22 protein-coding genes, 1 tRNA gene, 3 pseudogenes and 1 CRISPR repeat array are annotated in these 26,021 nt (G+C 42.0%); of the genes and pseudogenes, 19 read left to right on the top strand and 7 right to left on the bottom strand.

Features of this window, described 5'->3' with window-relative positions:
* The first annotated feature begins 28 nt into the window (after positions 1-28).
* The 3 genes from ACGF63_RS04875 to ACGF63_RS04865 all read left to right on the top strand — a co-directional run bounded on the left by ACGF63_RS04875 (position 29) and on the right by ACGF63_RS04865 (position 3,400).
* Entirely contained in the window at positions 29-1,111 is a 1,083-nt protein-coding gene (locus ACGF63_RS04875) for an alkanal monooxygenase (RefSeq protein ID WP_387629145.1), read from the top strand.
* 14 nt (positions 1,112-1,125) lie between these two features.
* Positions 1,126-2,100, top strand: a complete 975-nt coding sequence (locus ACGF63_RS04870) for an alkanal monooxygenase (protein WP_152962166.1) — start codon at positions 1,126-1,128, stop codon at positions 2,098-2,100.
* A gap of 187 nt (positions 2,101-2,287) precedes the next feature.
* Complete coding sequence (locus tag ACGF63_RS04865) at positions 2,288-3,400, top strand: long-chain-fatty-acid--CoA ligase (protein WP_036847596.1); 1,113 nt, start codon at positions 2,288-2,290, stop codon at positions 3,398-3,400.
* Between the two features lie 24 nt (positions 3,401-3,424).
* Here the strand turns inward: ACGF63_RS04865 and ACGF63_RS04860 are convergent.
* A pseudogene (locus tag ACGF63_RS04860) lies at positions 3,425-3,580 on the bottom strand (transcriptional regulator); the annotation flags it as partial.
* 422 nt (positions 3,581-4,002) lie between these two features.
* Here ACGF63_RS04860 and ACGF63_RS04855 point away from each other — a divergent pair.
* Together ACGF63_RS04855 and ACGF63_RS04850 are read left to right on the top strand one after the other, a co-directional pair.
* Positions 4,003-4,452, top strand: a complete 450-nt coding sequence (locus tag ACGF63_RS04855; protein WP_387629141.1) for a hypothetical protein — start codon at positions 4,003-4,005, stop codon at positions 4,450-4,452.
* A gap of 58 nt (positions 4,453-4,510) precedes the next feature.
* Complete coding sequence (locus ACGF63_RS04850) at positions 4,511-4,852, top strand: hypothetical protein (RefSeq protein WP_241826140.1); 342 nt, start codon at positions 4,511-4,513, stop codon at positions 4,850-4,852.
* A 285-nt stretch (positions 4,853-5,137) separates the two neighbouring features.
* On the opposite strand, the gene ACGF63_RS04845 is transcribed toward ACGF63_RS04850, so the two are convergent.
* Positions 5,138-5,227, bottom strand: a tRNA-Ser gene (locus ACGF63_RS04845).
* Positions 5,228-5,550: 323 nt separating this feature from the next.
* Between ACGF63_RS04845 and ghrA the strand changes: the two genes are divergently transcribed.
* Both ghrA and ACGF63_RS04835 read left to right on the top strand, forming a co-directional pair.
* Entirely contained in the window at positions 5,551-6,492 is a 942-nt protein-coding gene (gene ghrA, locus ACGF63_RS04840; RefSeq protein ID WP_387629139.1) for a glyoxylate/hydroxypyruvate reductase GhrA, read from the top strand.
* A gap of 72 nt (positions 6,493-6,564) precedes the next feature.
* Positions 6,565-7,104, top strand: a complete 540-nt coding sequence (locus ACGF63_RS04835) for a molecular chaperone (protein WP_152962164.1) — start codon at positions 6,565-6,567, stop codon at positions 7,102-7,104.
* 66 nt (positions 7,105-7,170) lie between these two features.
* Here the strand turns inward: ACGF63_RS04835 and ACGF63_RS04830 are convergent, their stop codons facing one another.
* The gene (locus tag ACGF63_RS04830; protein ID WP_152962163.1) at positions 7,171-7,734 is read right to left on the bottom strand and encodes a lipoprotein; all 564 of its coding nucleotides are present in this window, start codon (positions 7,732-7,734) and stop codon (positions 7,171-7,173) included.
* Positions 7,735-7,772: 38 nt separating this feature from the next.
* Positions 7,773-8,978, bottom strand: a complete 1,206-nt coding sequence (mdtH, locus tag ACGF63_RS04825; RefSeq protein ID WP_152962162.1) for a multidrug efflux MFS transporter MdtH — start codon at positions 8,976-8,978, stop codon at positions 7,773-7,775.
* Between the two features lie 187 nt (positions 8,979-9,165).
* Between mdtH and rimJ the strand changes: the two genes are divergently transcribed.
* The 4 genes from rimJ to ACGF63_RS04805 all read left to right on the top strand — a co-directional run bounded on the left by rimJ (position 9,166) and on the right by ACGF63_RS04805 (position 13,556).
* A complete protein-coding gene (gene rimJ / locus ACGF63_RS04820; RefSeq protein WP_036847584.1) occupies positions 9,166-9,750 on the top strand; it encodes a ribosomal protein S5-alanine N-acetyltransferase in 585 nt (194 codons plus the stop codon).
* Between the two features lie 310 nt (positions 9,751-10,060).
* A CRISPR array of direct repeats spans positions 10,061-10,330; the repeat unit is 28 nt; unit sequence GTTCACTGCCGTACAGGCAGCTTAGAAA.
* A gap of 105 nt (positions 10,331-10,435) precedes the next feature.
* Positions 10,436-10,870, top strand: a complete 435-nt coding sequence (locus ACGF63_RS04815; RefSeq protein WP_036847581.1) for a DUF29 domain-containing protein — start codon at positions 10,436-10,438, stop codon at positions 10,868-10,870.
* 82 nt (positions 10,871-10,952) lie between these two features.
* Positions 10,953-12,488: a murein biosynthesis integral membrane protein MurJ gene (murJ, locus tag ACGF63_RS04810; protein ID WP_152962160.1), complete on the top strand. Its 1,536-nt coding sequence runs from the start codon at positions 10,953-10,955 to the stop codon at positions 12,486-12,488.
* Between the two features lie 318 nt (positions 12,489-12,806).
* Complete coding sequence (locus tag ACGF63_RS04805) at positions 12,807-13,556, top strand: thioesterase II family protein (RefSeq protein ID WP_387629133.1); 750 nt, start codon at positions 12,807-12,809, stop codon at positions 13,554-13,556.
* Positions 13,557-13,652: 96 nt separating this feature from the next.
* On the opposite strand, the gene argS is transcribed toward ACGF63_RS04805, so the two are convergent.
* A complete protein-coding gene (gene argS / locus ACGF63_RS04800; protein ID WP_387629130.1) occupies positions 13,653-15,383 on the bottom strand; it encodes an arginine--tRNA ligase in 1,731 nt (576 codons plus the stop codon).
* A gap of 1,094 nt (positions 15,384-16,477) precedes the next feature.
* On the opposite strand from argS, the gene ACGF63_RS04795 reads away from it, so the two are divergent.
* The 7 genes and pseudogenes from ACGF63_RS04795 (at position 16,478) to ACGF63_RS04765 (ending at position 24,392) form a co-directional block, all read left to right on the top strand.
* Positions 16,478-18,397: a lipase family protein gene (locus tag ACGF63_RS04795; RefSeq protein ID WP_036847572.1), complete on the top strand. Its 1,920-nt coding sequence runs from the start codon at positions 16,478-16,480 to the stop codon at positions 18,395-18,397.
* Positions 18,394-19,152, top strand: a complete 759-nt coding sequence (locus ACGF63_RS04790) for a hypothetical protein (RefSeq protein WP_036847569.1) — start codon at positions 18,394-18,396, stop codon at positions 19,150-19,152. Before ACGF63_RS04795 ends, ACGF63_RS04790 begins: the two co-directional genes overlap by 4 nt.
* Positions 19,153-19,348: 196 nt before the next feature.
* A pseudogene (locus ACGF63_RS04785) lies at positions 19,349-20,042 on the top strand (hypothetical protein).
* Positions 20,043-20,102: 60 nt separating this feature from the next.
* Complete coding sequence (locus ACGF63_RS04780) at positions 20,103-22,082, top strand: type VI secretion system Vgr family protein (RefSeq protein WP_387629127.1); 1,980 nt, start codon at positions 20,103-20,105, stop codon at positions 22,080-22,082.
* On the top strand, positions 22,079-22,747 hold the full coding sequence (locus ACGF63_RS04775; protein WP_387629124.1) for a DUF4123 domain-containing protein: 669 nt from the start codon (positions 22,079-22,081) through the stop codon (positions 22,745-22,747). Before ACGF63_RS04780 ends, ACGF63_RS04775 begins: the two co-directional genes overlap by 4 nt.
* A gap of 487 nt (positions 22,748-23,234) precedes the next feature.
* Positions 23,235-23,789: a cytochrome b gene (locus tag ACGF63_RS04770; RefSeq protein ID WP_070974958.1), complete on the top strand. Its 555-nt coding sequence runs from the start codon at positions 23,235-23,237 to the stop codon at positions 23,787-23,789.
* A gap of 24 nt (positions 23,790-23,813) precedes the next feature.
* On the top strand, positions 23,814-24,392 hold the full coding sequence (locus ACGF63_RS04765; protein ID WP_152962158.1) for a YceI family protein: 579 nt from the start codon (positions 23,814-23,816) through the stop codon (positions 24,390-24,392).
* Between the two features lie 425 nt (positions 24,393-24,817).
* Here the strand turns inward: ACGF63_RS04765 and ACGF63_RS04760 are convergent, their stop codons facing one another.
* Together ACGF63_RS04760 and ACGF63_RS04755 are read right to left on the bottom strand one after the other, a co-directional pair.
* Positions 24,818-25,132: a hypothetical protein gene (locus ACGF63_RS04760; protein WP_152962157.1), complete on the bottom strand. Its 315-nt coding sequence runs from the start codon at positions 25,130-25,132 to the stop codon at positions 24,818-24,820.
* A 57-nt stretch (positions 25,133-25,189) separates the two neighbouring features.
* Positions 25,190-25,306 (bottom strand): annotated as a pseudogene (locus ACGF63_RS04755) (helix-turn-helix domain-containing protein); the annotation flags it as partial.
* 69 nt (positions 25,307-25,375) lie between these two features.
* On the opposite strand from ACGF63_RS04755, the gene ACGF63_RS04750 reads away from it, so the two are divergent.
* Positions 25,376-25,978 (top strand): VOC family protein, encoded by a 603-nt coding sequence (locus ACGF63_RS04750; RefSeq protein WP_152962156.1) that lies wholly within the window; start codon positions 25,376-25,378, stop codon positions 25,976-25,978.
* Positions 25,979-26,021: the final 43 nt, after the last annotated feature.

Raw genomic sequence — 26,021 nt, 5'->3', positions numbered from 1 at the left:
CACTCGGATAGAAACATAAGGACTATTTATGAAATTCGGAAACTTTTTACTTACCTACCAACCACCTCAACTTTCTCAAACCGAGGTAATGAAACGTTTGGTTAAATTAGGCCGCGTCTCTGAGGAGTGTGGTTTTGATACTGTATGGTTACTTGAGCATCATTTCACGGAGTTTGGTTTGCTTGGTAACCCTTATGTCGCTGCTGCATATTTACTGGGTGCAACTAAGAAACTGAATGTAGGGACTGCTGCTATTGTTCTCCCTACCGCTCATCCGGTACGCCAACTTGAAGATGTGAATTTGCTGGATCAAATGTCAAAAGGACGATTTCGGTTTGGTATTTGCCGGGGGCTTTACAATAAAGACTTCCACGTATTTGGCACAGATATGGATAATAGCCGCGCCTTAATGGAGTGCTGGTATGGGCTAATAAGAAATGGAATGACGGAGGGATATATGGAGGCTGACAATGAACATATCAAATTCCATAAGGTAAAAGTAAATCCGACGGCATGTAGTAGAGGTGGAGCACCTATTTATGTCGTTGCTGAATCAGCCTCGACAACTGAGTGGGCCGCTCAATTTGGTTTACCGATGATATTAAGTTGGATTATAAATACTAACGAAAAGAGAGCGCAAATTGAGCTCTATAACGAGGTGGCTCAAGAATATGGTCATGATATTCATAATATCGACCATTGCTTATCATATATTACATCCGTAGATCATGACTCAATTAAAGCGAAAGAAATTTGCCGGAATTTTCTGGGGTATTGGTATGATTCCTATGTGAATGCCACGACCATTTTTGATGATTCAAACCAAACAAAAGGTTATGATTTCAACAAAGGACAGTGGCGTGACTTTGTATTAAAAGGACATAAAAATACCAATCGCCGTATTGATTACAGTTATGAAATCAATCCCGTAGGAACGCCGAAGGAGTGCATTGATATAATTCAAAAAGACATTGACGCCACGGGAATATCAAATATTTGTTGTGGGTTTGAAGCTAATGGCACAGTAGACGAAATTATTGCTTCTATGAGGCTTTTCCAGTCTGATGTCATGCCATTTATCAAAGAAAAACAACGTTCGCTATTATATTAGCTAAGGAAAATGAAATGAAATTTGGATTGTTCTTCCTTAACTTCATCAATTCAACAATGGTTCAAGAACAAAGTATAGCCCGCATGCAGGAAATAACCGAGTATGTTGATAAACTGAATTTTGAACAGATTTTGCTGTATGAAAATCATTTTTCAGGCAATGGCATTGTCGGTGCTCCTCTGACTGTTTCTGGTTTTTTGCTCGGTCTCACTGAAAAAATTAAAGTTGGTTCATTGAACCACATCATTACAACTCATCATCCTGTCCGAATAGCGGAGGAAGCTTGCTTATTGGATCAATTGAGCGAAGGGAGATTTATTCTAGGATTTAGTGATTGCGAAAAAAAAGATGAAATGCATCTTTTTAATCGCCCTGATAAATACCAACAGCAATTATTTGAAGAGTGCTATGAAATTATTAACGATGCTTTAACAACCGGCTATTGTAATCCAGATAACGATTTTTATAGTTTCCCCAAAATATCCGTAAACCCCCATGCTTATACGCAAGGTGGGCCTCGGAGATATGTAACAGCAACGAGTCATTATGTCGTGGAGTGGGCAGCCAAAAAAGGCATTCCTCTTATCTTTAAGTGGGATGATTCCAATGATGTCAGACATGAGTATGCGGAAAGGTATAAAGTCATTGCTGATAAACAGGGTATTGACCTATCATCTATAGATCATCAGTTAATGATATTGGTTAACGTTAATGAAGATAGTCAGAAAGCTAAAGAAGAGACACGTGCATTTATACGTGATTATGTTCTTGAAATGCACCCTGATGAAAATCTCGAAAAGAAACTCGAAGAAATAATCACAGAAAATGCTGTCGGAGATTATATGGAATGTATAGCTGCGGCTAAATTAGCAATTGAACAGTGTGGTGCAAAAACCATATTACTATCCTTTGAACCAATGAATGACTTGATGAGCCAGAAAAACGCAATTGATATTGTTAATGATAATATTAAAAAGTATCACATGTAATATACTCTATAGATTTCAAGATGCATCGAGATGGCAAGGGAGCGAATCCCCGGGAGCATAGCGAACTATGTGACCGGGGTGAGCGAGTGCAGCCAACAAAGAGGCAACTTGAAAGATAACGGGTATAAAAGAGTATGGCAGCAGCGCTGTCATACTTTCTAATATTATCTGGAGAGGTAAAACAGGTATGACTGCATATATTGAGAAACAAGACATCACAGCAAGCTCAGAAATTGATGATTTGATTTTTTCGAGCGATCCATTAATTTGGTCTTATGATGAACAGGAAAAAATCAGAAAAAAACTTGTACTTGATGCGTTTCGTTATCACTATAAACATTGTCAAGAATACCGTCGCTATTGTCAGGCACACAAAGTAGATGACAATATTACGGAAATTGATGATATACCTGTATTCCCAACATCAGTTTTTAAGTTTACTCGCTTATTAACTTGTAAGGATGACGAGATTGAAAGTTGGTTTACCAGTAGCGGCACCAATGGTCTAAAAAGTCAGGTGGCGCGTGACAGATTAAGTATTGAGAGACTCTTAGGCTCTGTGAATTATGGCATGAAATATGTTGGTAGCTGGTTTGATCATCAAATGGAGTTGGTCAACTTGGGACCCGATAGATTTAATGCTCATAATATTTGGTTTAAATATGTTATGAGCCTGGTAGAATTGCTATATCCCACGACATTCACCGTAACAGAAGAACGAATAGATTTTGTTAAAACATTGAATAGCCTTGAACGAATAAAAAATCAAGGGAAAGTTATTTGTCTTATCGGTTCGCCATACTTTATTTATTTGCTCTGCCATTATATGAAAGATAAAAATATCTCATTTTTTGGTGATGAAAGCCTTTATATTATAACGGGGGGAGGCTGGAAAAGTTACGAAAAAGAATCCCTGAAACGCGACGATTTCAATCAGCTTCTATTCGATACCTTCAACCTCAGTAATATGAGTCAGATCCGGGATATATTTAATCAAGTTGAACTCAACACTTGTTTCTTTGAGGATGAGATGCAACGTAAACATGTTCCACCGTGGGTATATGCGCGAGCACTTGATCCTGAAACGTTGAAACCTGTACCTGATGGAGTACCCGGTTTGATGAGTTATATGGATGCGTCATCAACGAGTTACCCCGCATTTCTTGTCACCGATGATATCGGGATAATCAGAAGAGAGTATGGTAAATATCCTGGTGTACTCGTTGAAATTTTACGGCGCGTCAATACGAGGACACAGAAAGGGTGTGCTTTAAGCTTAACTCAAGCATTTGACAGATAATATACAGGTAAAAAAGCTCAGGCGTTTTACCCTGAGCTCAGGTTGTTTACACGACACTAAATGTTGAGCCGTAGACGGAGCAATATCCAATGCCCGCGCTAGGTCACGAATTCCTAAATCTGGCTCTTCCAAAAAGTCAGCAATAACCTCGCCTGGATGAGGTGGATTAAACATTTTCATTATCTGTTTAAATGGTTATTAATTTTATATGGTAGATTCGAATAATAAGTGCAATTTTTCAGAAGGGTGGTCAGTTGCTATGCAATATTCTGGTTATGTTTATGACTTGCAAGAAATCCATAGGGTATAACAGCGAGTCGTTGGCGGAGTTTGTTTGCATGATTACGCCAGTAGCCGCCACTTATCAAAAAGCAGATTAATTCATTGGCAGGGAAATTTGATCAGGTTCCCAATAATTCAGAAGAAAAGCTAAAGAAAAAATAGCTGGTTCCGAAATAAAGTATGATAGGTAGAACGAAACTGTACGTGAGCTGAATTTTTTATATAGATCACTAATAAATTACGGGAGTTATAATGACTACAAGGTTTGATATAGAACACGGAAGACTGGTTTACACAGAAAAGTTAGGCGGGGTTTATCTTTGTATGGTAAGAAGAGAGTTGCTCTTACTATTATGATGTATACAACTCATTTATTTGAGTCCTACCAAGACTCTTTTCCTTTTAATTGGGTTACGGATAGTGGTTATAGTGGTGAAGATTTAATTTCTAATTTACTTGGTTTTTATCGGGCTGTAAATGGCATTGATTATTTATCTCAGTTAGGAGTAGTAAGTAAAGAAGAAGCATTTGAGCGATGGGATTACTATGGTCCTATAGGTAAATATAAAAATAAAATTTTTAAACCATTATTATTTCCTAATCCTGAAAAATATCCAAATAATGCAAGACCTTATTATACGTCTCTACCTGGTTTTTTAAATACTATATCACCCATAAGTGATATAAAGACAAGTCATGACATAATACATATTAGCGAACAGACTGGGATTAACTTAGATGTGGAATATGCTGGGATTTCGATTGAGTAGTTTTATACGTATAATTGTTGTTATATCCATTCTCATTGGATGTGTTCTGATTTTTACTATGTCACTTGCAAATGTTAATTTGTCATATACGAAGAAAAATTTTATTTATTATAATATGTTTACTTTTGATGAAATTAAAAACATTCCCTTAATTTCAAATGATTATATCATATACTATGATTCACCTGATGGAACACCGACAATGACTAACAAAATTGTTTTTTCAAATGTAAATTTGAATAATAAATCAGAGTTAATAAAATATGTTGAAAGTATGGGTTTTGAAAAATACTTTGACGAATATTGGCATGATGAATATTGGCGTAAGGATAATGTACTCATAAATATAAAACAAAATGATACAAAGCGTACTATTTTGTTTTTAGTTGAGAAGAATTAAAATAAATTGTCTTTTCTTATGCTGTAACCTGTGAATTTTTAGACCTCGACTGACAGTTTTATGTATATTTAACAGGTGTTAGTTGAGGTTAATATAAATAAGGAAGAAGACCGGGATACTTTTTACCGTTGGAAAAAGGATTATGTTGCCAAAGGAGAAAAAGGGTTTATTAATAGCAAACCATGCCCGGAAAATCCGGCTGTCCGCGTTTCCTCGTCCCTCCCTGCATCGGGGAATATATAAGCAAAAAAGCCTGAGTTTTCACTCAAGCTTTCTCTTCAAATCTGGCGGTGAGGGAGGGATTCGAACCCTCGATACGTTTTCACGTATACACACTTTCCAGGCGTGCTCCTTAAGCCTCTCGGACACCTCACCGTGTTTTTTCGCCGCAGTCACTTTGTTTGATATCGTCGCTGCAACGGGGCGCTACTATAGGGAAAAGCATTACAAGCGTCAACACTCTTCTAATACTTTTCTTTGGTTTTATGATTGATTAACTAAATAACCGTCAATTCGATGAATTGATGCCCATCTGACGTTGTTGAAGTAAACCAATGCAAGTTTTTTGATAAGAAAAAAATGAATTCGTTAACTACTTAACATTCTCAACATTTTCATAAAGATGATTAACAAAGTGGCTTGCAACCTGCTATTAATCAGATAACCCTGTATAAAAAAATAAAATAGGATGAATAATCATGGATATTATCTTTTACCACCCTTTTTTTGATGCCGCTCAATGGATTCAAGGCATGCAGCATCGACTGCCGAATATTAATATCCGTCAATGGAAACGAGGCGATAATGCTCATGCAGATTATGCAATGGCTTGGGCACCTCCCTACGAGATGTTGGCAAATCGCTCCGGATTGAAGGGGATTTTTATCCTGGGAGCAGGAGTAGAGGCCATTTTGAAGCAGGAACAGCAAAGACCTGGGATGTTGCCCGCCGGTGTACCATTAATGCGGCTCGAAGATGCAGGTATGGGATTACAAATGCGGGAGTATGCAGTAGCAACGGTTTTACATTATTTACGCCGCATGGATGAATATAAGCTACAGCAAGGGCAGAGAATGTGGAAACAACTCGAATCACATGATCGCCGCGATTTTGTAATTGGTGTGTTGGGTGCCGGGGTTTTGGGATGCAGTGTTGCTGAGACGCTGGTTGAGTTTGGTTTTACTGTACGCTGCTGGAGCCGTACTCCGAAGCAGATTAATAAGGTAGACAGTTTTTACGGTCAAGATCAGTTGGGCGATTTTCTCTCCGGCAGTAAAGTGCTTATTAATCTATTGCCTGATACACCAAATACCCGTGGTATTCTGAATTTATCGCTGTTTAGTCAGTTAAAACCGAAGTCCTATCTGATTAATCTCGCACGAGGCTCCCATTTGATAGAACATGATCTATTGGTAGCGATCAATAAAGGCTATATTGCAGCGGCTTCATTGGATGTATTTACTGAGGAACCCTTGCCGGAAATGCACCCATTCTGGACGCATCCCCGTATAACGGTTACTCCACATGTTGCTGCTATTACTATTCCCAATATCGCTATGGATAAGGTCAGTGAAAATATTCAGCGGATTGAAAAGGGTGAATTACCAACGGGTGTTGTGGATATCAAACTGGGATATTAACAGTGTCTCTTTACAGTAAGGTCGGTTATTGGGGACAATAGCGGCAAAATAGCGATTTATTTGGAAAATGAGATGAATGAATTTTCAATAGTCTGCCGCATTTTAGGGACGTTGTTTAACCGCCAGCCACAAGATCCGGTTCTGCAACCCCTTCTGACAATGATTGCGGAAGGTAAACTGAAACAATCCTGGCCGTTAGAGCAGGATGCGTTGTTGGATCGCCTGCAACAGGGTTGTGAACTGCCGGCAATGACAACGGATTACACCGCGCTGTTTGGTGATGATGATGCCAGTGTGCCGGGTCGCCGTTCTGACTATACCGGGGAGAGTGAAAACGATATTCGTCAGTTTCTGACCGAACGCGGTATGCCATTGTCAGAGGGGCCGGTTGATCAGTTTGGTTCTCTGTTATTAGCGGCTTCATGGCTGGAAGATCAGGCCGCAGAAGATGAAGTTCAGGGGCAAATTGTGTTGTTTGATGAGTATCTTCTGCCGTGGTGTGGGCAATTGCTGGGAAAGGTAGAAGCCCACGCAACAACCGGTTTTTACCGGACATTGGCGACGATCACCCGTGAAGCGTTGCAAGCGTTACGGGAAGAGTTGGATTCTTAGTTTGAAACGGATAAAAAGGCAAATAATTTATGATTATTTGCCTTTTCTGTGATATCTCGATAAAAATTATTTATCGGTCAGCATGATAACAAATTTGCCAGGTTTGACTTCTAACCCTTTTGCCAATTTTTTGGCGGCGGCTTCAGCTTTGCTGTGATCCGGTTTCAATACATAAACGGGGTGAATATCAAAGAAAGCACTGAGTGATTTATTCAGATAAGGAAGCAGAGCGTTAATCGGCTTTTCCATTTTTTCCGGTGTGATTTGATAATCAACGATTTCTAATTCTTTCAGAAAAATAGCGCCTTTTTCTGGATCAAACACAGGTTGAGCTTTTAGTGTCAGCTTCATATCCGCTTTAGCCGGGCCAAGCAGGGAGGCAATATTAACCTTTGCCTGGCCGGTTAATGCCATTTTATCGGGTTCTGTACGGCCAATTTGGCTGGACAATTCTGTCAGTTCTATATCCGCGTTGGCAATACCATGTAATTCAATCTGTTTCTGGTAATGGACATGTTTCGCCAGATAGCCGTTAATCAGCTCTTCGCTGATACTGAAATCTTTGAATTGATCACAACCGCTGACCAACCCGGCCAGCAGTAATACTGCCCCCAAGAAAAATTTTCTCATATTGACTCCTTTTATTTTGAAGGGCAGATTTTACATCATTAACTGCCCTTAAGCATGGCGGATTCAATTTTACGCTGGTTAAACTGGCGGTGCAGTGCATACAACGTGATAAAGCCAATAATTCCTAACAGGATCCAGGGCAGTTGCGGCATGTTTAGCGTGTGGCCGGTATCATACAACCAACCGCCGCCGGTATAACCTAAAGCGCCGCCCAGTGCCAGGCCGAGGCGGCTAAAGCCCATATAACTGCCACGGGCGCGCGGATCGGCCAGTGAAGCGCTTAATGTCTCACGGGCAGGTTCGGCGATGATTGTACCAAGGTAGAACAGGCAGATAATGCCAAACAGCGTATTGATTTCACCAATCAAACCTATTGGGAACATACTCAGGCTCATCAGGAAAAGCCCTGCCATCAGGCGCTGTTCCAGCCGGAAACGTTTTTCGCTCCAGCGGGCAATGGGATAAAGCAAAGTCAACGAAAGTGTCGCTTCAATGGCGTACATCCACTTCACCGCTGCGGGCGTCCCGGCGATTTCATTAACGATAATTGGGAACATCAGCATGACCTGTACAGACAGCATAAAGTAGCCGGTCAGTGTCAACACATAAGTGAAGAAGCGACGGTCTTTAATGACGCGTCCCATACCTTCCCAGATTGGCGTACGGGTAGTGGAAATCCGGTATGCAGGGAGTTGCCAGGCATTCCAGATGGCTGCCAGAACGAAAATAACAGCACCTGTCCAACAAACAATCTGGAAATCGTATTGCAGCAGCCAGCTACCAATCAGCGCACCGACAACGGCGCCGGCGCTGTCCTGCATTAACAGCAGGGAATAAAAACGGCCACGCTCGTGAGGGCGGGTGAGTTTGATAACCAGTGCGGTCCGTGGTGGATCAAATAAAGTGCCGCCTAATGCGGATAATATGCAGGCAAGCCATAAGATCCACGGCTCAGTGGCTAATGCGATTAAAGCAAAACCAAGGGCGCGCAATAGCATCCCGGTGACAATCATCGGTTTTGCACCAAAGCGGTCGGCAATGGCGCCACCGAAAATGCCTAAGCCTTGTTGTACAAACTGCCGCAAACCAAGAGCAAAACCGACAACCAGCGCGGTCCAACCCAGTTGTTCAACAAAGTGTATTGATATTAAGGGAAAAACGACGAAGAAGCCCAGAACGACCAGCAAGTTATCAAATAACAAGAAGTACTTGCCCAGGCTACGTGCTTGCGAAACCAGTGACATTTCTCACCATTGGAATATTAGGAAGAGAAAATAATATAATTCTTCTATATTCTGTACTTAATTTAATCGTTAGGGTAGTGATTTATAGATAATATTTTTTTATCGTAAGCGGGTGGCTGGCAGGTATATTTTACAGATAGTGACTTAAATTTTTAATGGATAAATTAGGCATAACTAGGGAGAAATCATGTTTGGTTATCGTTCCACTTTACCGAAGGTTCGTCTGATAACAGAACGAATGGTGGTGCGTTTGGTGTACGAGCGAGATGCTTATCGTTTAGCTGAGTATTATGCAGAAAATCACGAATTTCTTAAACCTTGGGAACCGACCCGGGATAACAGCCATTGTCAGCCTTCTGGTTGGACAAGCCGATTGAATTTAATCACGGAAATGCAAAGACAGAGTGCAGCTTTTCATTTCTTGCTGCTTGATCCGAATGAAAATGAAGTTATTGGTGTGGCGAATTTCAGTAATATTTTGCGCGGTGCTTTTCATGCCTGTTATTTGGGATATTCTCTTGGTGAAAAATGGCAGGGGAAAGGGCTGATGTATGAGGCATTGCAACCCGCTATTCGTTATATGCAGCGTCAGCAGGGTATGCATCGGATTATGGCTAACTATATGCCTGATAATCATCGTAGTGGTAAGTTGTTGGAACGATTGGGTTTTGAGCGTGAAGGATATGCAAAGAAATATCTGATGATAAATGGAATTTGGCAGGATCATGTATTAACCGCACTGACAGATGAAAAATGGAATGGAAAAAGCTGATGATCAGATTGTACTGCTAGATAAACAAGGAACTGCCTAGTTACAAAGTTATAGCGGAACTTAAATTACAGTCTCGTCGTAAGCCCCATCATGGGGCTTTTGCTCATTAATGAACAAACAGATGTAGAGAGAAGGAGGGAAATGTAACTTGAAAGATGGTGTTTCCTCATACCTTATTTTTGACCCTTTTTTCTCAGTTAATTATAACTTATTGATTTATTTAAGAGATTAGCATCTGTTAAAAAAAAGGGTTTTTCTCCTTTGTGTCATTTTGCTCTTTAATAATCAAGAGATTAAAGTTAGTATTCAACAGTTCACTGCCGTACAGGCAGCTTAGAAAATAACGGCATCCGTTGTTTTCATAAACTACCTGTTCACTGCCGTACAGGCAGCTTAGAAAGTGTGCCCCCCGGACGGCACCGGCTTCAACCAGTTCACTGCCGTACAGGCAGCTTAGAAATCACAAAGACAAAGTGGGGAGCGTAACCCTAAGTTCACTGCCGTACAGGCAGCTTAGAAAGATGATGAGGGGCAGCTACTTGTCGATGAAGTGTTCACTGTCGTACAGGCAGTTTAGAAATTAGAAAGATCGATTTATAATACCCTTTTGACGCAAATGGTATTCTCTGACAGACTGCAATGCATAGGAGCTATCTATATAGCAGACTTACCAATGGAGGCAACCATGAGTCATACCCGTTACGAAACTGATGTGGTCGCTTGGGCGAATGAGCAAGCAGCATTATTGCGTGCAGGTAAATTCTCTGAGATCGATATAGTTAATATTGCCGAGGAGATTGAGGACGTGGGCAAGAGTGAAAAACGTGAACTGGCAAGTCGTATGGCGGTTTTGTTGGCCCATCTTCTGAAATGGCAATTCCAGCCTGGCCGTCGTGGTTCAAGCTGGCAACGAACTATCAGGGAACAGAGAAAAGCACTGGAATTGCATATAAAAGAGACACTTAGCCTGAAAAGTACCATTGCTGATGAAAACTGGTTTGCTAAAGTTTGGGCTGATGCCGTTTCTTCCGCTGCCGACGAAACAGGGCTGGATATGTTCCCGGATGAATGTATCTGGAATATAAATCAGATCTTTTCCCAAGAGTTCTATCCTGATTAAATTAAGCTTTAATGAGTTGACTTATTTAACGCACTGACTTCGGTTGGTGCGTTTTTTTGAGCATGATTTTGAGATAAATACGATGAATTTATTGAAATCGCTGGCTGCGGTCAGTTCTATGACCATGTTTTCCCGGGTTTTGGGCTTTATCCGTGATGCCATTATTGCCCGTATATTTGGGGCAGGTACAACAACGGATGCTTTTTTTGTTGCATTTAAATTACCTAATCTGTTGCGCCGTATTTTTGCAGAAGGCGCATTTTCTCAGGCATTTGTGCCGATTCTGTCTGAATATAAAAATCAGCAGGGAGATGAAGCGACCCGGACGTTTATTGCCTATGTTTCCGGTATGCTGACGTTAATTCTGGCGGTTGTTACGGTGCTGGGTATTTTAGCTGCACCGTGGATGATTTATATTACCGCGCCGGGTTTTACCGATACTGCGGATAAATTTGCTCTGACGACAAATCTGTTAAGAATTACTTTTCCCTATATTTTTCTGATATCGTTGGCCTCGTTGGCAGGGGCAATCTTAAATACCTGGAATCGGTTTTCTGTACCGGCTTTCGCCCCGACGTTGCTTAATATCAGCATGATTGTGTTTGCGCTGTTTGTCGCCCCTTATTGCAATCCACCGGTGATGGCGTTGGGTTGGGCGGTTGTTGCCGGCGGTATTTTGCAACTTGTCTATCAGCTTCCTCATCTGAAAAAAATTGGAATGCTGGTATTACCGCGCATCTCTTTCCGTGACAGTGGCGTATGGCGGGTTATCCGACAGATGGGGCCGGCGATCCTTGGGGTTTCAGTCAGCCAGATTTCATTAATTATTAATACGATTTTCGCCTCATTTCTGATATCCGGTTCTGTGTCCTGGATGTATTACGCTGACCGTTTGATGGAATTACCTTCCGGTGTATTGGGCGTTGCTCTTGGAACAATTCTTTTGCCTTCGCTGGCGAAAAGTTTTTCCAGTGGCAATCATGAGGAATACACTAAACTGATGGATTGGGGGCTGCGGCTCTGTTTCCTATTGGCACTGCCTTGTGCTATCGCGCTAGGTATTCTGGCAGAACCTTTGACGGTTTCTCTTTTCCAGTATGGTAATTTCACCGCATTTGATGCAGCAATGACTCAGAAGGCATTAATTGCTTACTGTTTCGGGCTGATGGGGATAATTATTGTTAAAGTATTGGCACCGGGTTTTTATTCCCGTGGAGATATCAAAACACCGGTGAAAATTGCGATTGCGACTTTAATTTTGACTCAACTAATGAATCTGGCTTTTGTGGGTCCACTGAAACATGCCGGGTTGGCGCTTTCTATCGGTTTGGCAGCGTGTTTCAACGCAGGTATGCTTTACTGGCAATTACGGAAGAAAAATATTTTTAAGCCGCTGGTGGGGTGGGGTGTTTTCTTATTTAAACTGATTGTGGCAATTGCAGTAATGGTTGCTGTGTTAGCGGTGACTTTATGGTTGATGCCAGCATGGGAACAGGGAAATATGGCTATGCGTCTGTTGCGGTTAATGATGGTGGTTATCGCTGGGGCTGCTAGTTATTTTGCGGCATTGATGCTGATGGGTTTCCGGTTGAAAGATTTTGCCCACCGTGGTTTATAAATAAGTTCAGGTATCCCGGCGGTTATTCTCGGATCAAGCCACGTTTGAGCTTTCGGAGATTGCTGGGATATCAACTTGCATAGAATTAATGTAACCAACTAATTGATTTGTGACTTATATATTTTCATCGTTGAAATATTAATAATTAAGTGATATCTCAGATGTTATAGTCACTTAATTTAATAAAGTTTGAATAAAAAGTTCATTGTGCGTGCCAGGTCGTGTTTTTATTGGTATCGTCCTGTGTTCATCGGATTATTCAGAAGTCATAGATTAACTTACTGACCTTGATAGATTTAACTGAGTGGGGAAGAATTTATGTGGTTTGAAAAATTAAGTCATATTCAATCAGGTAAAACTGATCATATATTATTCTGTTTCCCTTATGCGGGTGGCTCGGCAGAAGTTTTTCGTAGCCTGAGCACTTGTCTGGCGAAAAATATCGCGGTATATGCATTACAATTGCCAGGTGGCGGCAGTCGTTTTGGTGAAGCGTTAAGCCGGGATGTGGAAAAGATTTTGCAGGCAGTACATGGGGAAATGAGACATCTGATTAACGGTAGCCGGTTTTCTTTATTTGGGCACAGTAACGGCGGTTTGTTTGCTTATGAATTGGCTAACCGGTTAAATAATGAGAACCAATCTCCGGCAAACGTATTTATTTCCGCAGAAGCCGCTCCGCATATTACCAATTTTAAAGAAGATCCATTTGATTTTTCTGATGCACAATTGAGTGAGTTGTTGGCAAAATACGGTGAAACGCATGATGAGGTCATCAATAATGAAGATTTCAAAGCGATATTCTTTCCTATTATTCGTAATGATTTATCGCTTAATTACCATATGAAGCATTACTTGCGGCAAAAGCAAAGTGTCTCTGAACTCGTTTTAATTCATGGACGAGAGGATAAAACGATGTCAAAAGAGGATATGCTGGCGTGGGAAAGCTACACTTGTGGTGGTGTTGATATTCACCTCGTCGATTCTGATCACTTCTTTATTCAGCATATCCCGAAAGTGGTTGCTAATATCATTCATACCAGAATTGCATTGAGCACCAAACAATAACGGACGATGACTGTATAGTACAAACCTTAACCGGCGTGATAAGGCAATGTATGCCTGTATCACGCCAATTTTTCAGAGAAAACTGTGATTGTACAGTTACATCCGCTCTACCGTCTCAATGCCCAATGTATTCAGACCTTGCTTTAGCGTCTTAGCGGTCAGCAAAGCCAGTTTCAGGCGGCTCTGGCGCAGTTCTTCGTTTTCTGCATTCAGGATCTGACAGTGTTCATAGAAACCAGAGAACAGACCGGCTAAATCGTACAGGTAAGCACACATAACGTGTGGTGTACCTTCACGGGCGACAGCGGTGATAGTCTCTTCAAATTGTAACAAACGGGTTGCCAGAGCTTGTTCACGATCCTCATTCAGGATAACCGGTAGAGTCAGGCTGCTTTCATCAATATCGGCACGTTTGAAGATCGAGGCCACGCGGGTATAGGCATATTGCATATAAGGCGCGGTGTTACCTTCAAAGGCGAGCATATTATCCCAATCGAAGATGTAATCTGTCGTACGGCTTTTGGAGAGATCGGCATATTTCACTGCGCCGATACCCACAGCTTCAACCACTTTTTTCAGTTCATCTTCTGGCATATCCGGGTTTTTCTCACGGATAAGTTTATCGGCACGTTCAATGGCTTCATCCAGCAGATCGGTCAATCTGATAGTACCACCGGCACGGGTTTTGAATGGTTTGCCATCTTTACCCAGCATCATGCCGAACATATGGTGTTCCAGTGACATGGTTTCAGGTATATAGGCCGCTTTACGAACGATGGCCCATGCTTGCATTAAATGCTGATGTTGACGGGTATCGATATAATAAAGCACGCGTTCAGCGTGCAGGGTATCATAACGATATTTTGCACAGGCGATATCCGTTGTGGTGTAAAGATAGCCGCCATCCTTTTTCTGGATAATCACGCCCATCGGTTCACCTTCTTTGTTTTTAAACTCATCAAAGTAAACCACGGTTGCACCATCACTTTCTACCGCCAGACCTTTCTGTTTCAGATCAGCGACAATACCGGGCAGTAGATCGTTGTACAGACTTTCCCCCATCACTGCATCTTGAGTCAAAGTGACATTCAGGCGGTCATAGGTTTGCTGGTTCTGGGCCATCGTGATATCCACCAGCTTGCGCCACATCGTACGGCAATACTCATCACCGCCTTGCAGCTTCACCACATAGCCACGGGCGCGGGCCGCAAACTCTTCATCTTCATCATAGTTCTTTTTCGCTTCACGATAGAAAGCTTCCAGATCGGCCAGTGCCATATCGCCGGCATTTTCGTTCTGCACTTTCTCCAGATAGGCGATCAGCATACCGAACTGAGTTCCCCAATCACCAACGTGGTTAGCGCGGATAACCTTATGGCCGAGGAATTCAAGTGTACGCACCGCAGCATCACCAATAATTGTGGAGCGCAGATGACCAACGTGCATCTGTTTAGCAACATTGGGTGCTGAATAATCGACAACGATAGTTTGCGGTTCGACTGGAGTAACGCCCAATTTCTCATCTTTCAGTGCAGTTTCGATATTCGCGGTAATCCAGGTTTTATCAAGAAAAATATTGATAAAACCGGGGCCGGCGATTTCAACTTTACTGGCAATACCTTGCAGATCCAGCAGGCTAACAACTTTTTCTGCCAGTTGTCGGGGTGGCATACCCACTTTTTTGGCGGCAGCCATCACACCATTGGCCTGATAGTCACCAAATTGCACTTTCGCGGATTGACGGACGTGAGCTTCGCTGTCGGCTGGAGCACCTGCTGCAATCAGCGCCTGGCTGACTTTTTCTGAAAGAATCGCCTGAATATTCACCTGGTTACCTTAAATTACGAAATGAGAAGTAAAGAAAGTAAGTATAGTACCGTAAAAACACGCTAATTCAGATAAAAAGACGTGAGTTCGGATAAAATTCGGGTAAAAAGACGAAAAATGTATAGCAAATACCATGATCAAGTAAAGCCCTGCTGTTGCTACTGTTCAGCTATAGGATGAGAAGACAAAAAACGTGTTTTCTTAAAAAATCGTTAATAATTTTAGCGAAAGAGCAGCAAAAATAAGAACTAGTTTGTAAGATAAAGGTCAAAGAATTGCTTATCTGTGATGTGTTCCCCGTGTTCACGGGGATGAACCATATAATATAGATTTGGTTGTTAAAAATAAGGAATGAGTTCCTCGCATTGGCGGGGATAAACCGGTGATATTTGCTGTGATGATGAAAAAACACGGTACGGATTATTTAACGGAGTGGTTATGATTAGAGTTAGTCGAATCGTTAATAAATAATGGCAAAGTGAGTTTTAAATTGTAATGTTTTGAAAAGAAATGTCAGTGTGAATGTAATAATAACATGATGATAAACCACATTATAATCGTAGAGTATGAGTATGTCGTGATTAATCTATTTGGTTTTTTTCTGGCAAAAATGTGATGCAATGATTAATGGAATAACCAAACATATGAATCATAACTGACCGTGGAGTAAATATATTATTTGTTAATAATCAATATGTTGAGTTTAATATTGTCATGATGATAATTTGGCGATAGATGGTGAATTAGAGGCTTTTTTGTTTATATAGATTGTTTTTTTGATCAGTTGGTCAATTTAACGATATCTATTCTTTGCTTAATGAAAACCTGAATCCTTTTTATATTTATAGCGCATTATTATCAATTTTCTTTTGTAAATTTTCAAAGAAGTTCTTGCACTCTGATGATGATTTAATAATTATTGTATAAACTTTGTCATATGGTCGAATATGAAAGAATATCATCAGATACTCTTTGTCGTTATCAACAGGGATTAACTGATTGGTGTTTGTTTCTTTTGTTTTCCGCCTATCCGGCTTTTTGTGTGGGATATAGGCCGTGTGTTGTATTCACGTTAAAAGAAGGAAATAAAACCAATGGGTATATCCGATCCGCGTCTGTGTTTCGATTGTAAGCGGTTTTTGAAAAACTGGGTAGAATTTCAGTTGGTGGATGAACAGGATAAGCCGCTGGTCAACATGCCTTATCGCCTGATCAGTCGTGGAACCCCAGGTTATGTGCGTCAGGGGGTAACCGATGGTTTCGGTGTGCTTAGGGAAGAGATGCTGTTACCCCATCCGGTGACACTGTATATCGCTGCTCAACCCTTGGCGGATGAAATGGAACAGCGTCCGTTGCGGGAAATACGCAGTGAAGAAGCGTCGGTGGTGAAGCTAAAAGCGGAAGCCGAAGGTCATCAATATCGCTATGTGACCATTGGGCAGATTAGTGATGGGGTGCCGGTGATTAAGGGATGGAATCCCAAAGATATTCCACCTCCGTATCATTTCCCGAACCCAGAGCCAAAAGGCTATGAAGTTCATCCGTTAAATCAACGTTATGTACTGGAAGTGTGCCCGTTCCGGGCTTGGGTCTTACAACTGCATCATCAGAAAGAGTATTCCATTGTCAATGCACATAACCAGTGTTTGATGAGTGTGCTGGCTTATGCCGATGGTGATGTCAATGTAGAAGGCTCTGTTAAACATTTTTTTAACCGGCAAATGGTGGATGTTTCAATCTTTCCCTATAAAGTGGAGGAATTGTCGGCAACACCTGTGGTCTATGATGTGCCATTTAGTGAACGTTATACTCGGGTAGAGTTTATTGATTCACGAGCAGGAAACAACAAGCAGGGGGATACCCAACTGTTTTATGCGGCCAGTCAAAATGATGCGGTTGTTAGTTGGCGGGGTACAGCCAGTTGGAGAGATGCCTTAACGGATACTACGTTCCAGCCCCTGGAATTGAGCTGTGATGATGAAAAAGCGCTGTGCAGTGAATTTATTCACCATGGCAAAGTGCATAAAGGGTTCTGGGAAGCGTTTAACTTGGTTGAAAAGCTAACAGTCCCGGGTGATGAAAATCTAATGGTATTCAATGAGATTCTGGACTTGGCTAAAAGGAAAAAGCTATTTATTTGTGGTCACAGCTTGGGAGGCGCTCTGGCATTATTGCACAGTGCACAACTGAAAGAGCACAATCCTTGTCTATACAGTTATGGGATGCCACGAACATTAACCCGCAGTGCAGTAGAAGAATTGTCTTCCATTACCCATTATCGCCATGTGAATGAAGATGACCCGGTTCCTTCTGTGCCCTGTGAGAAAGATATGGATAATGGTTTTTTCAATTACTGGACACCGGCGGGGTATGACTGGGAAATTGTGAAACTCGTGTCACCTTCACCGATTGTTAAAGCGATTAAACAAGCGACAGCCAGTAAAGAAATTTATCTGCATCATGGCAAAGTGGTTCATTTCTTAAAAGCTGGTGCCTGCCCGGAATGGCTGATTATTGCCAGTAATGCATCATTGATAACCAGATTAAGTGCAGAGGACATATTAAGTAATACGACAAAGCTGTATTTAATTCCTGAGCTGGATAAAGAAACAGAACACTCTTTCGCGCAGGCAGGTGAACAGCAAAACGCCCTGTTTAACCAGCTCACTCCGCAAGAAAAGGATAAATTGTTTGCTGAAAATAAAGATCCTGAGTTAAAAGACAAATTAAGTATTCTTAATCACTTCTCATCCAGATATGCCAGTTATATTGACGCACGTCTTAAAGAGTTATGTGAACCGGATAAAATGACGGTTTATCAGGACAGTCAGCGTCACTTTAAGGAAAAAATGGATGTTTATAAAAGCCTGATCCCAGATGCTATTTACTACCGTAATCTCTGTTTTCTGGAAATGGACAAACAATTAATAACGTCATTGGCCGTTAGTCAGCAGACAGAAAAAGGGAAACTGGCTTTACAGCATTATTGCGATGGTAAGGAACTCTCAGTATGAGAATAGTAAAAGTCACGCTGTTGCTACTATTGCTGTATTTTATTTACTGGGCGTTGGGCGATACCTTTTTTAACTGGCTTTTTCCCTTTTCATCTGACGGAAAGGGGCCGTGGATAACCGTGGAGGGTGTTGCGCCGAAATACACAAAACCGTATGTGTCAGCAGAATACATATCAAAAAAATGCTTTGAATATCAGTTGCATGCTGATATGTCGCCTTATAAGGTACCGACCTATAACGGATTGCGCCTGGATGTAAAGGCAGATCCGAAAACGGGTTATTTTCAGGCGAAATTACCCTTCAGTGGTGGAGGGTGGTGTAAGTGGAAGATTGACCAGGCGTTTGTGTCAGTGAGTTATACCGATGTTAGCCACCTGGAGAAAGATGCTATACCCTATGGAGGAACGGGTCTAACCGCCTTTATCAACGATGCTGTTCAAACAAATCTTAGCGAAACGGCGGCATCGAATATCATTGATTTTAGCCCGGTTATTTACCCTGTTTTGAAGATGGTTGAGAAAAGCCCGAAAAGAATATCCTTACAGGGTGAAGTATCAAAAATGCGCTCTTTTCGACTAACGTTAACTCCAGGAACTGAATGGAAAATTACCTTTAAGCCTAAGCTGGATGAGACCAAAATGGCAAAGGTCACTGTGACTGACGAGAAAGGCGAGTGGGTTGAATATCCTGGCGGGCGAATTGAAACCGGTACTCAAACAGTCGATTTTCGGTACATGTATATGAACATGAAGTAACGCTATCAGAACCTCCCATTTACTTCTAATAAGATGGACAAGAAGATTTGATATTGAATACGCTATACAGATAACACTGTAGGAATTGAGGAAAACTGACCATGATAAATATGAAACGCTATGGCACGGAACCACCAATATGAAAATATTAAAGGTCACACTGTCATTATTATTTTTGTATTTTATTTACTGGTCTATGGGCGATACCTTTTTTAATTGGCTTTTTCCCTTTTCATCTTCTGAAAAAGAACAGTTGATTACCGTGGAAGGAATCGTGCCGAAATACACAAAACCGTATGTATCCGCGGAATATATCTCAAAAAACTGTCTTGAGTATCAGTTGGATGCAGGAATGTCGCCTTTTAAAGTACCGACTTATTATGAATTAGACTTGGATATAAAAGCCGATCCGCAAACAGGTTATTTTCAGGCGAAATTACCTTTCAATGGTGGAGGGTGGTGTAAATGGAAAATCAACCGGGCGTTTGTGTCCGTGGGTTATGCCGATTAGCCACCTGGTGAAAGATGCTATACCCTATGGAGGAACGGGTCTAACTGCCTTTATCAACGATGCAGCGCGAACAAATTATTCTGAAGCCTCTGAGACTCGTGCATTGAATACGATAGACTTCAACCCGGTTATTTACCCTGTGTTGAAACTAGTTGAAGGGCGGCCAAAAAGAATTTCCTTACAGGGTGTGGTGGGTTTGTTTCCTTTTCGGCTGAAATTAACTCCAGGAGCGGAATGGAAAATTACCTTTAATCCTAAGCTGGATGAAACCAAAATGCCGAAGATCATCGTGACTGACGGGAAAGGTGAATGGGTTGAATATCCTGATGGTCGGGTGGATATAAACAGAGATTCCATTGATTACTGGAAAATAAAATAACGTCACCAAGGCCATATTACGGCTTGACCTAAACACTAACACCCGAAATAAGGAGTCCCTATGAACGAGGGGTTACACTTTCTCTGTCAGATTACCGATTTGCCGGAGAAAACATTTGCGGTAGCAGAATTCTCTTTACAGGAAGAATTATCCGAACTGTTTACCCTCTCTTTAACTCTGGTCAGTAAACGGGCGGATATTGACCTGGAATCACTGCTATTACAATCGGTGACATTCCGGGTGGTTTTCAACGGCGTTGAGCAACGCCAAGTCAGCGGCATTATCGCACAGGCTGTACTGGGTGACACTCATACTCACCGCACCGTTTATTACCTCACCGTCCGGCCTGCGCTCTGGCGGATGAACCTGAATCAGGACAGCCGGATTTATCATCGGCAAAGCGTACCGGAAATCCTCAACAGCTTACTGAAAAAACACTATATTCTGGCCGATTCCCAACTGAATGAGTTTCATTACACGCGCGAATATGTGACGCAAAAACGCGAGTCCGATTATGACTTTTTTGCCCGGTTAGTCGCCGAAGAAGGGCTGAATTTCTGGTTTGAAGACGACAAATTGTTTTTCAGTGACAGCCACTTAGGCATGACGGCCAATTTACCGCTGGTCTACAACCCTCAGGCAGAGTTAGCCACTGAAATGAATGTGATTAATCAGGTGCGTCTGGGTGTCTCCATGACCCCGCAACGGGTGATCTATAAGGACCGAAATCCGCAAAACCCCGCTTACCGCCTGACACACCGGGCCAATGTCGATCCGCGTGTTATGGGGCAAGAAACCCTGTTTTCAATTTTTGAAAGCTACGGCCGTTTTCAGAAAGACGCGGAGGCGAAACCGTTTGTCCAGCGCCGTCAGCAGGCCGTTCAGAATCAACGTCAGTCCGGTAGCGGGCAAAGCAACTGTTTTAAACTGATGCCCGGTAAAATCTTTGACCTCAGCGAACATCCGGTTGATGCCATGAACACCCGCTGGCAAATCGTGACCATTCACCATTACGGCAAGTGTCCGCAGGCACTGCAAGAAACCGGCGGCGGCTCAGGAAGTTATCTGCATAACGAATTCAGTTTTATTTCCGGTTATAAGGATTGGCGAGCGCTCTATCGCTACAAGCCGCTGGCGGATGGTGATGAAGTGGCGACCGTGGTGGGCCCGGCAGGGGAAGAGATTTATGTCAGCAAAGAGGGTTGTATTCGCGTCCATTTTCACTGGGATCGCTATGATAAGGCCGATGAAAACGCGTCTTGTTGGGTCCGGTTCGCACAGGGCTGGAATGGCAGCGGTTACGGTTTTATGGCGGTTCCCCGTATCGGTCAGGAAGTGATCGTCTCCTATTTGAATGGCGATATTGATCGGCCGATTGTCACCGGCTGCACCTACAATGGCTTAAACCGGCCCCCGCTGGATTTACCCGCCGAGAAAACCCGCACCACGTTTAAAACCCGAACCCACAAAGGTGACGGTTTTAACGAATTGCGGTTTGAGGATGCCAAAGATCAGGAAGAGATTTACCTGCACGGGCAGAGAGATCTGACCGCCCATATTCAGCACGATGCTTACTGGCATATTAAACACGACCATAAACAAAGGATCGATAATAACCGGTACAGTGAAATCCATGCCGATGACCACCGGAAAATCGCCGGCTCCGGTAAATACAGTACCGATGGGGATGTATCGCACCGTATCACCGGCAGTCAGCATTTACAGACCGGGGAGGCGTTGATCGCTGAAAGCGGTCAGGAAACGCACCTGAAAAGCGGCGGTAAAATTGTGTTGGAAGCAGCGTCAGAAATTACCTTAAAAATCGGCGGCCATTTTATCCGGTTAACGCCCGGCGGTATTCTAACCTCCCCCAATTTATCCGTTGGGCAAGGCGCTGCCGGTGTCGGACGTGGTTTGTCTCTGCAATTACCAGAGGGTGTTGCGCCTCTGCCGGGTGTCGAATTTCCAGCCAGACCGCTTTGTGCTGTGCAGGCTCAATTGGAAGCTAATTTGATGATCGATAACCAGGGGGATATATGAACATTTCTATCAATTGGCAACAGTGGCTGACAACGTCTAATAGGCCACCTGTTTTCTTTATGCTCAATTCACTGGCAGAGCCGAATCCTGTCACTCTCTTTTATAAAAACGACTGGGTAGAGCAGGCTTTTCCATTGTATAGCGGTACACCGATGGATCACCTGTTGGCACAAAGTCCCTGGCTGGTTCAGCCCAAGTCAGGCTATCTGTCAGTCATCGGTTACCTGCTTGATAGCCAAACCCTGAGCGATAACAGTTGGGGCTGGGCTTACCGCAGTGAGGATTTATGGCCCCAACAGCTTAATCACTGGCGTTCACGCCAACAGGTGATATTGCAGGAGAGGCAAGTGCTCTTGCGCAGTATGGATCCCCGCATTCTCAGTCAGTTATTACCGGCAATGATAATCAGTGACTGGTCGGGATTCCTGACGCCGGTGAGTGAATTAATGATCGACGCACCTGAGCCACAAATTTATTCCCGCCCTGAAAATTGTGGTCAAAGTGAGAGTGAAAAGCCCTTTGTCTTGGGTCATCATTTACTTGAGGCTTGGTTCCATTCTGATTACGCCTTGCAAGGGCAGGTATTTGCGCTCATTAGCGATTTATGGGAAAACCACGGTAAGCAAGTTGAGAAACTGGTGCAGATTACTTACAGACGCTCTTGAGCAATAACGAACATTGGATAGCACATGATGGTTAACATCTTGCGAATTTCTAAACCTGTCATGGTTGCGGCTTTACACAACAAGAAATGCGGTTAAGTTTTCGTTACTTAGCAATACGATCAATTTCTTGTTGTGAAATATTACATTGAAAATGATATTTTGTCTTTATCATAGTGACCTGTTTTTTAGGTAATTATATTTCTGATAAACAGAAAATAAGAAAATTGCTTTTTTCATTAGTTAAAATCCCAAAATCAATATAATAAAAAAATATATAATATATATTTTTGGCATTGTTCCTAATGTAATTAATTCCTATTTTGTTGTTATTTAATGTTTTTTATTTTAAGTGAATCTTATTGATTAAAATTGAAAATCTTTTGCAAATTATTTGTTGAAATTTTTAATAAAAAAGAAATTAATATCGTTTATGATTTAATAAATCCAAGAAAATAGCTCACCAGCATTGACCTAAAAAGGAACTACTATGCTTTGGAAGAATACTTCTAACCAATTTGGGCATTTATCTGTCCTTTTACACTGGCTGGTTGCACTGACCGTGTATGGCATGTTTGCACTGGGGCTGTGGATGGTGACGTTGGGGTATTATGATACGTGGTATCACGGTGCACCTGAAATTCATAAAAGTATCGGGATCATACTGCTGATAGCGATGGTGGTACGAGTTATCTGGCGCTTTGTTTCTCCACCACCAAAACCCTTAGCCAGTTATAGTCGCCTGACCAAAATCAGCGCTGTTTTAGTGCATATTCTGTTGTATATTTTACTGTTTAGCATTCTGATTAGTGGTTATTTAATTTCGACTGCTGATGGGCAGCCAATTTCTGTCTTTGACTGGTTTACTGTGCCAGCCACATTAACCGGTCAGGGGAAACAGGCAGATACTGCTGGAATGATCCATCTTTACCTTGCCTGGACAGTGGTGATTTTATCGTTATTACATGCTGTTGCTGCGTTAAAACACCATTTTATTGACCGTGATGCAACCCTGAAGCGTATGCTGGGTTTCCGTCCTGAATAATACAAAACGATTATGGAGAATAATATGTTGAAGAAGACGTTACTTGGCCTGACTGCGGGTGCATTGTTACTGAATGCAAGTTCTGCATTAGCAGCCAATTATAAAATTGATATACCGGGTCAGCATGCCTTTATTGAATTCCGTATTCAGCATTTGGGTTATAGCTGGTTATATGGATCATTTAAAGATTTTGATGGTTCTTTCACCTTTGATGAGAAAAACCCGGCGGCGGATAAAGTTGATGTCACAATTAAAATAGCCAGTTTGGATACTAACCATGCCGAACGTGATAAACACTTGCGCAGTAAAGATTACTTTAATACAGAGAAATACCCTGAAGCAAAATTCGCTTCAACCGATGTGAAAAAAGAGGGGAATAAATATACTATTACAGGTGATCTGACTTTAAATGGTGTGACAAAGCCCGTGGTATTGAATGCAGTATTGATGGGAGAAGGTAAAGACCCATGGGGTGGTTACCGCGCAGGTTTTGAAGCTTACAGTAAAATCAACCTGAAAGACTTTAATTTCAAAGCAGATTTAGGCCCTAAATCACAGGAAGCGGATTTACTGATTTCTGTCGAAGGTGTTAGGGAAAAGTAATATCCTGATTACTTAACGTAAACTGAATAAATAAAAACCTGGCTAATGCCAGGTTTCAGGCTGCTGACTAACCCATTAATCCTTTTTTTATTGCATTATTTTTGTTAGTGTTTTTTCCGTTTCCTAACCCGTATTTAAATTTCCCGATTTTCATTAAATTGATATTTAAGTTTTACCGTTTTTCCTTTTCCTGCATTTGATTTTTCAGGTTTAAAACCAGAGAGAGTAATTTACTAATTTAGTTTTCGTAAATTAAAAAATGAGAATTTTTCTTGCTCAAGTTCTGTCATATGAGCAATATGAGGCAAATTTCGAATTCCGTTCCCCTTATTTAAAGGGATTAATCGATTGAGATACATTTTTGTCTTCCTAAATGTGATGAATAGAAGAGAGTCTTTTTTCCAATGGATAACATGTTCTCCTAATCAACGGAGATGAGCCATAAATGAAGTGATAATTCGATTTACTTCAAATACTGTTCCTTGTGTCCACGGGGATGAGAATTCATTGGCATCCGTTTTTGCTTTATCTATGCCTTTCTTAATGAAGACGGTTGCATTCGTGTCCATTTTCACTGGGATCGTTATGATAAGGCCGATGAAAACGCGTCTTGTTGGGTACGGTTCGCACAAGGCCTGGAATGGCAGGGTCAGGAAGTGATTGTGTCTTATCTGAACGGCGATAAAACTGAATGAGTCAGAGGGGCGCTCACTGAGCAATATCAGACCACTAAATCGCATGATAGCTAGCATCTTGCGAATTTTTGACAGCTGTTTAGGGCGGTTCTTTAGCTATTGCTATGCGAGGCTGGCAAGAAATTCCAGTGCCTGTGGGTGGCGATCCACCATTTTAATCAGTAACATAGCTTGTTTATTCGGTTTAGCCCGCCCTTGTTCCCAGTTCTGATAGCTTGAAACGGCGGAGGCTCCTCGGCGTTCAGGTCTGGAGGAGATACCAATTTATTGCATGTTAACCAGGATGATATGACACATTTTTCTTTTGTTGTTGAATTACAGAATATTGCTGAATTACAGGATTTAGCTGCTGATCTGGCAATGTTCACACATAAACTAGCGCAATTCAGGCAGCGGCTTAATCTGGATTTTGATAAATATCAGGCCGATCATATCTCTTTACGCTGTCATGATATGGACGTAGCGGAGCGCTGGCGTACAGGTTTTTTACAGTGTGGAAGTTTGATGTCGGAAAGTATGATTAATGGGCGTCCAATCTGTTTGTTTGATTTGGCACAGCCAATAACGGTGCTTAACTGGCAGATTGATTGTGTTGAATTGCCATACCCCGGTAAGAAAACCTATGCACATCAGGGATGGGAGCATGTGGAGCTGGTGCTGCCCGTGGCGCCGGAAATGTTATCGGCAGCAGCAAGGGCATTATTACCGCAGCCTTTGCCGGCCGGTTTTTCTGTTAAAGAGAGTCAGCCCAAAGGGGAGCAGGAGCGGCTGCCTAATCCTACCTTAGCAATCACTGATGGTGAGATCACAGTCAAATTTCACCCATTTACATTGCGTGACATTGTTAAAAGTGAGCACCAGTCAGCAAAATTAACTTTTCCATCCCTGTGATCCAGATAAAAATTCTGACCTTGTGATTTCCTACAAATCATTG

It is taken from the genome of Photorhabdus sp. RM322S (assembly GCF_042879395.1).
Lineage (GTDB): Bacteria > Pseudomonadota > Gammaproteobacteria > Enterobacterales > Enterobacteriaceae > Photorhabdus > Photorhabdus khanii.
Note: the sequence above shows the minus strand (reverse complement) of the source record. Positions and strands in the feature narration are given on the sequence as shown.

What these genes read in the sequence shown, in the direction of transcription:
- ACGF63_RS04875 (WP_387629145.1), top strand. Translation starts at nt 29, where the DNA reads ATGAAATTCGGAAACTTTTTACTTACCTACCAACCACCTCAACTTTCT.
- ACGF63_RS04870 (WP_152962166.1), top strand. Translation starts at nt 1,126, where the DNA reads ATGAAATTTGGATTGTTCTTCCTTAACTTCATCAATTCAACAATGGTT.
- ACGF63_RS04865 (WP_036847596.1), top strand. Translation starts at nt 2,288, where the DNA reads ATGACTGCATATATTGAGAAACAAGACATCACAGCAAGCTCAGAAATT.
- ACGF63_RS04850 (WP_241826140.1), top strand. Translation starts at nt 4,511, where the DNA reads ATGTCACTTGCAAATGTTAATTTGTCATATACGAAGAAAAATTTTATT.
- ghrA (WP_387629139.1), top strand. Translation starts at nt 5,551, where the DNA reads ATGGATATTATCTTTTACCACCCTTTTTTTGATGCCGCTCAATGGATT.
- ACGF63_RS04835 (WP_152962164.1), top strand. Translation starts at nt 6,565, where the DNA reads ATGAATGAATTTTCAATAGTCTGCCGCATTTTAGGGACGTTGTTTAAC.
- ACGF63_RS04830 (WP_152962163.1), bottom strand. Translation starts at nt 7,734, where the DNA reads ATGAGAAAATTTTTCTTGGGGGCAGTATTACTGCTGGCCGGGTTGGTC.
- mdtH (WP_152962162.1), bottom strand. Translation starts at nt 8,978, where the DNA reads ATGTCACTGGTTTCGCAAGCACGTAGCCTGGGCAAGTACTTCTTGTTA.
- rimJ (WP_036847584.1), top strand. Translation starts at nt 9,166, where the DNA reads ATGTTTGGTTATCGTTCCACTTTACCGAAGGTTCGTCTGATAACAGAA.
- ACGF63_RS04815 (WP_036847581.1), top strand. Translation starts at nt 10,436, where the DNA reads ATGAGTCATACCCGTTACGAAACTGATGTGGTCGCTTGGGCGAATGAG.
- murJ (WP_152962160.1), top strand. Translation starts at nt 10,953, where the DNA reads ATGAATTTATTGAAATCGCTGGCTGCGGTCAGTTCTATGACCATGTTT.
- ACGF63_RS04805 (WP_387629133.1), top strand. Translation starts at nt 12,807, where the DNA reads ATGTGGTTTGAAAAATTAAGTCATATTCAATCAGGTAAAACTGATCAT.
- ACGF63_RS04795 (WP_036847572.1), top strand. Translation starts at nt 16,478, where the DNA reads ATGGGTATATCCGATCCGCGTCTGTGTTTCGATTGTAAGCGGTTTTTG.
- ACGF63_RS04790 (WP_036847569.1), top strand. Translation starts at nt 18,394, where the DNA reads ATGAGAATAGTAAAAGTCACGCTGTTGCTACTATTGCTGTATTTTATT.
- ACGF63_RS04780 (WP_387629127.1), top strand. Translation starts at nt 20,103, where the DNA reads ATGAACGAGGGGTTACACTTTCTCTGTCAGATTACCGATTTGCCGGAG.
- ACGF63_RS04775 (WP_387629124.1), top strand. Translation starts at nt 22,079, where the DNA reads ATGAACATTTCTATCAATTGGCAACAGTGGCTGACAACGTCTAATAGG.
- ACGF63_RS04770 (WP_070974958.1), top strand. Translation starts at nt 23,235, where the DNA reads ATGCTTTGGAAGAATACTTCTAACCAATTTGGGCATTTATCTGTCCTT.
- ACGF63_RS04765 (WP_152962158.1), top strand. Translation starts at nt 23,814, where the DNA reads ATGTTGAAGAAGACGTTACTTGGCCTGACTGCGGGTGCATTGTTACTG.
- ACGF63_RS04760 (WP_152962157.1), bottom strand. Translation starts at nt 25,132, where the DNA reads ATGCGATTTAGTGGTCTGATATTGCTCAGTGAGCGCCCCTCTGACTCA.
- ACGF63_RS04750 (WP_152962156.1), top strand. Translation starts at nt 25,376, where the DNA reads ATGACACATTTTTCTTTTGTTGTTGAATTACAGAATATTGCTGAATTA.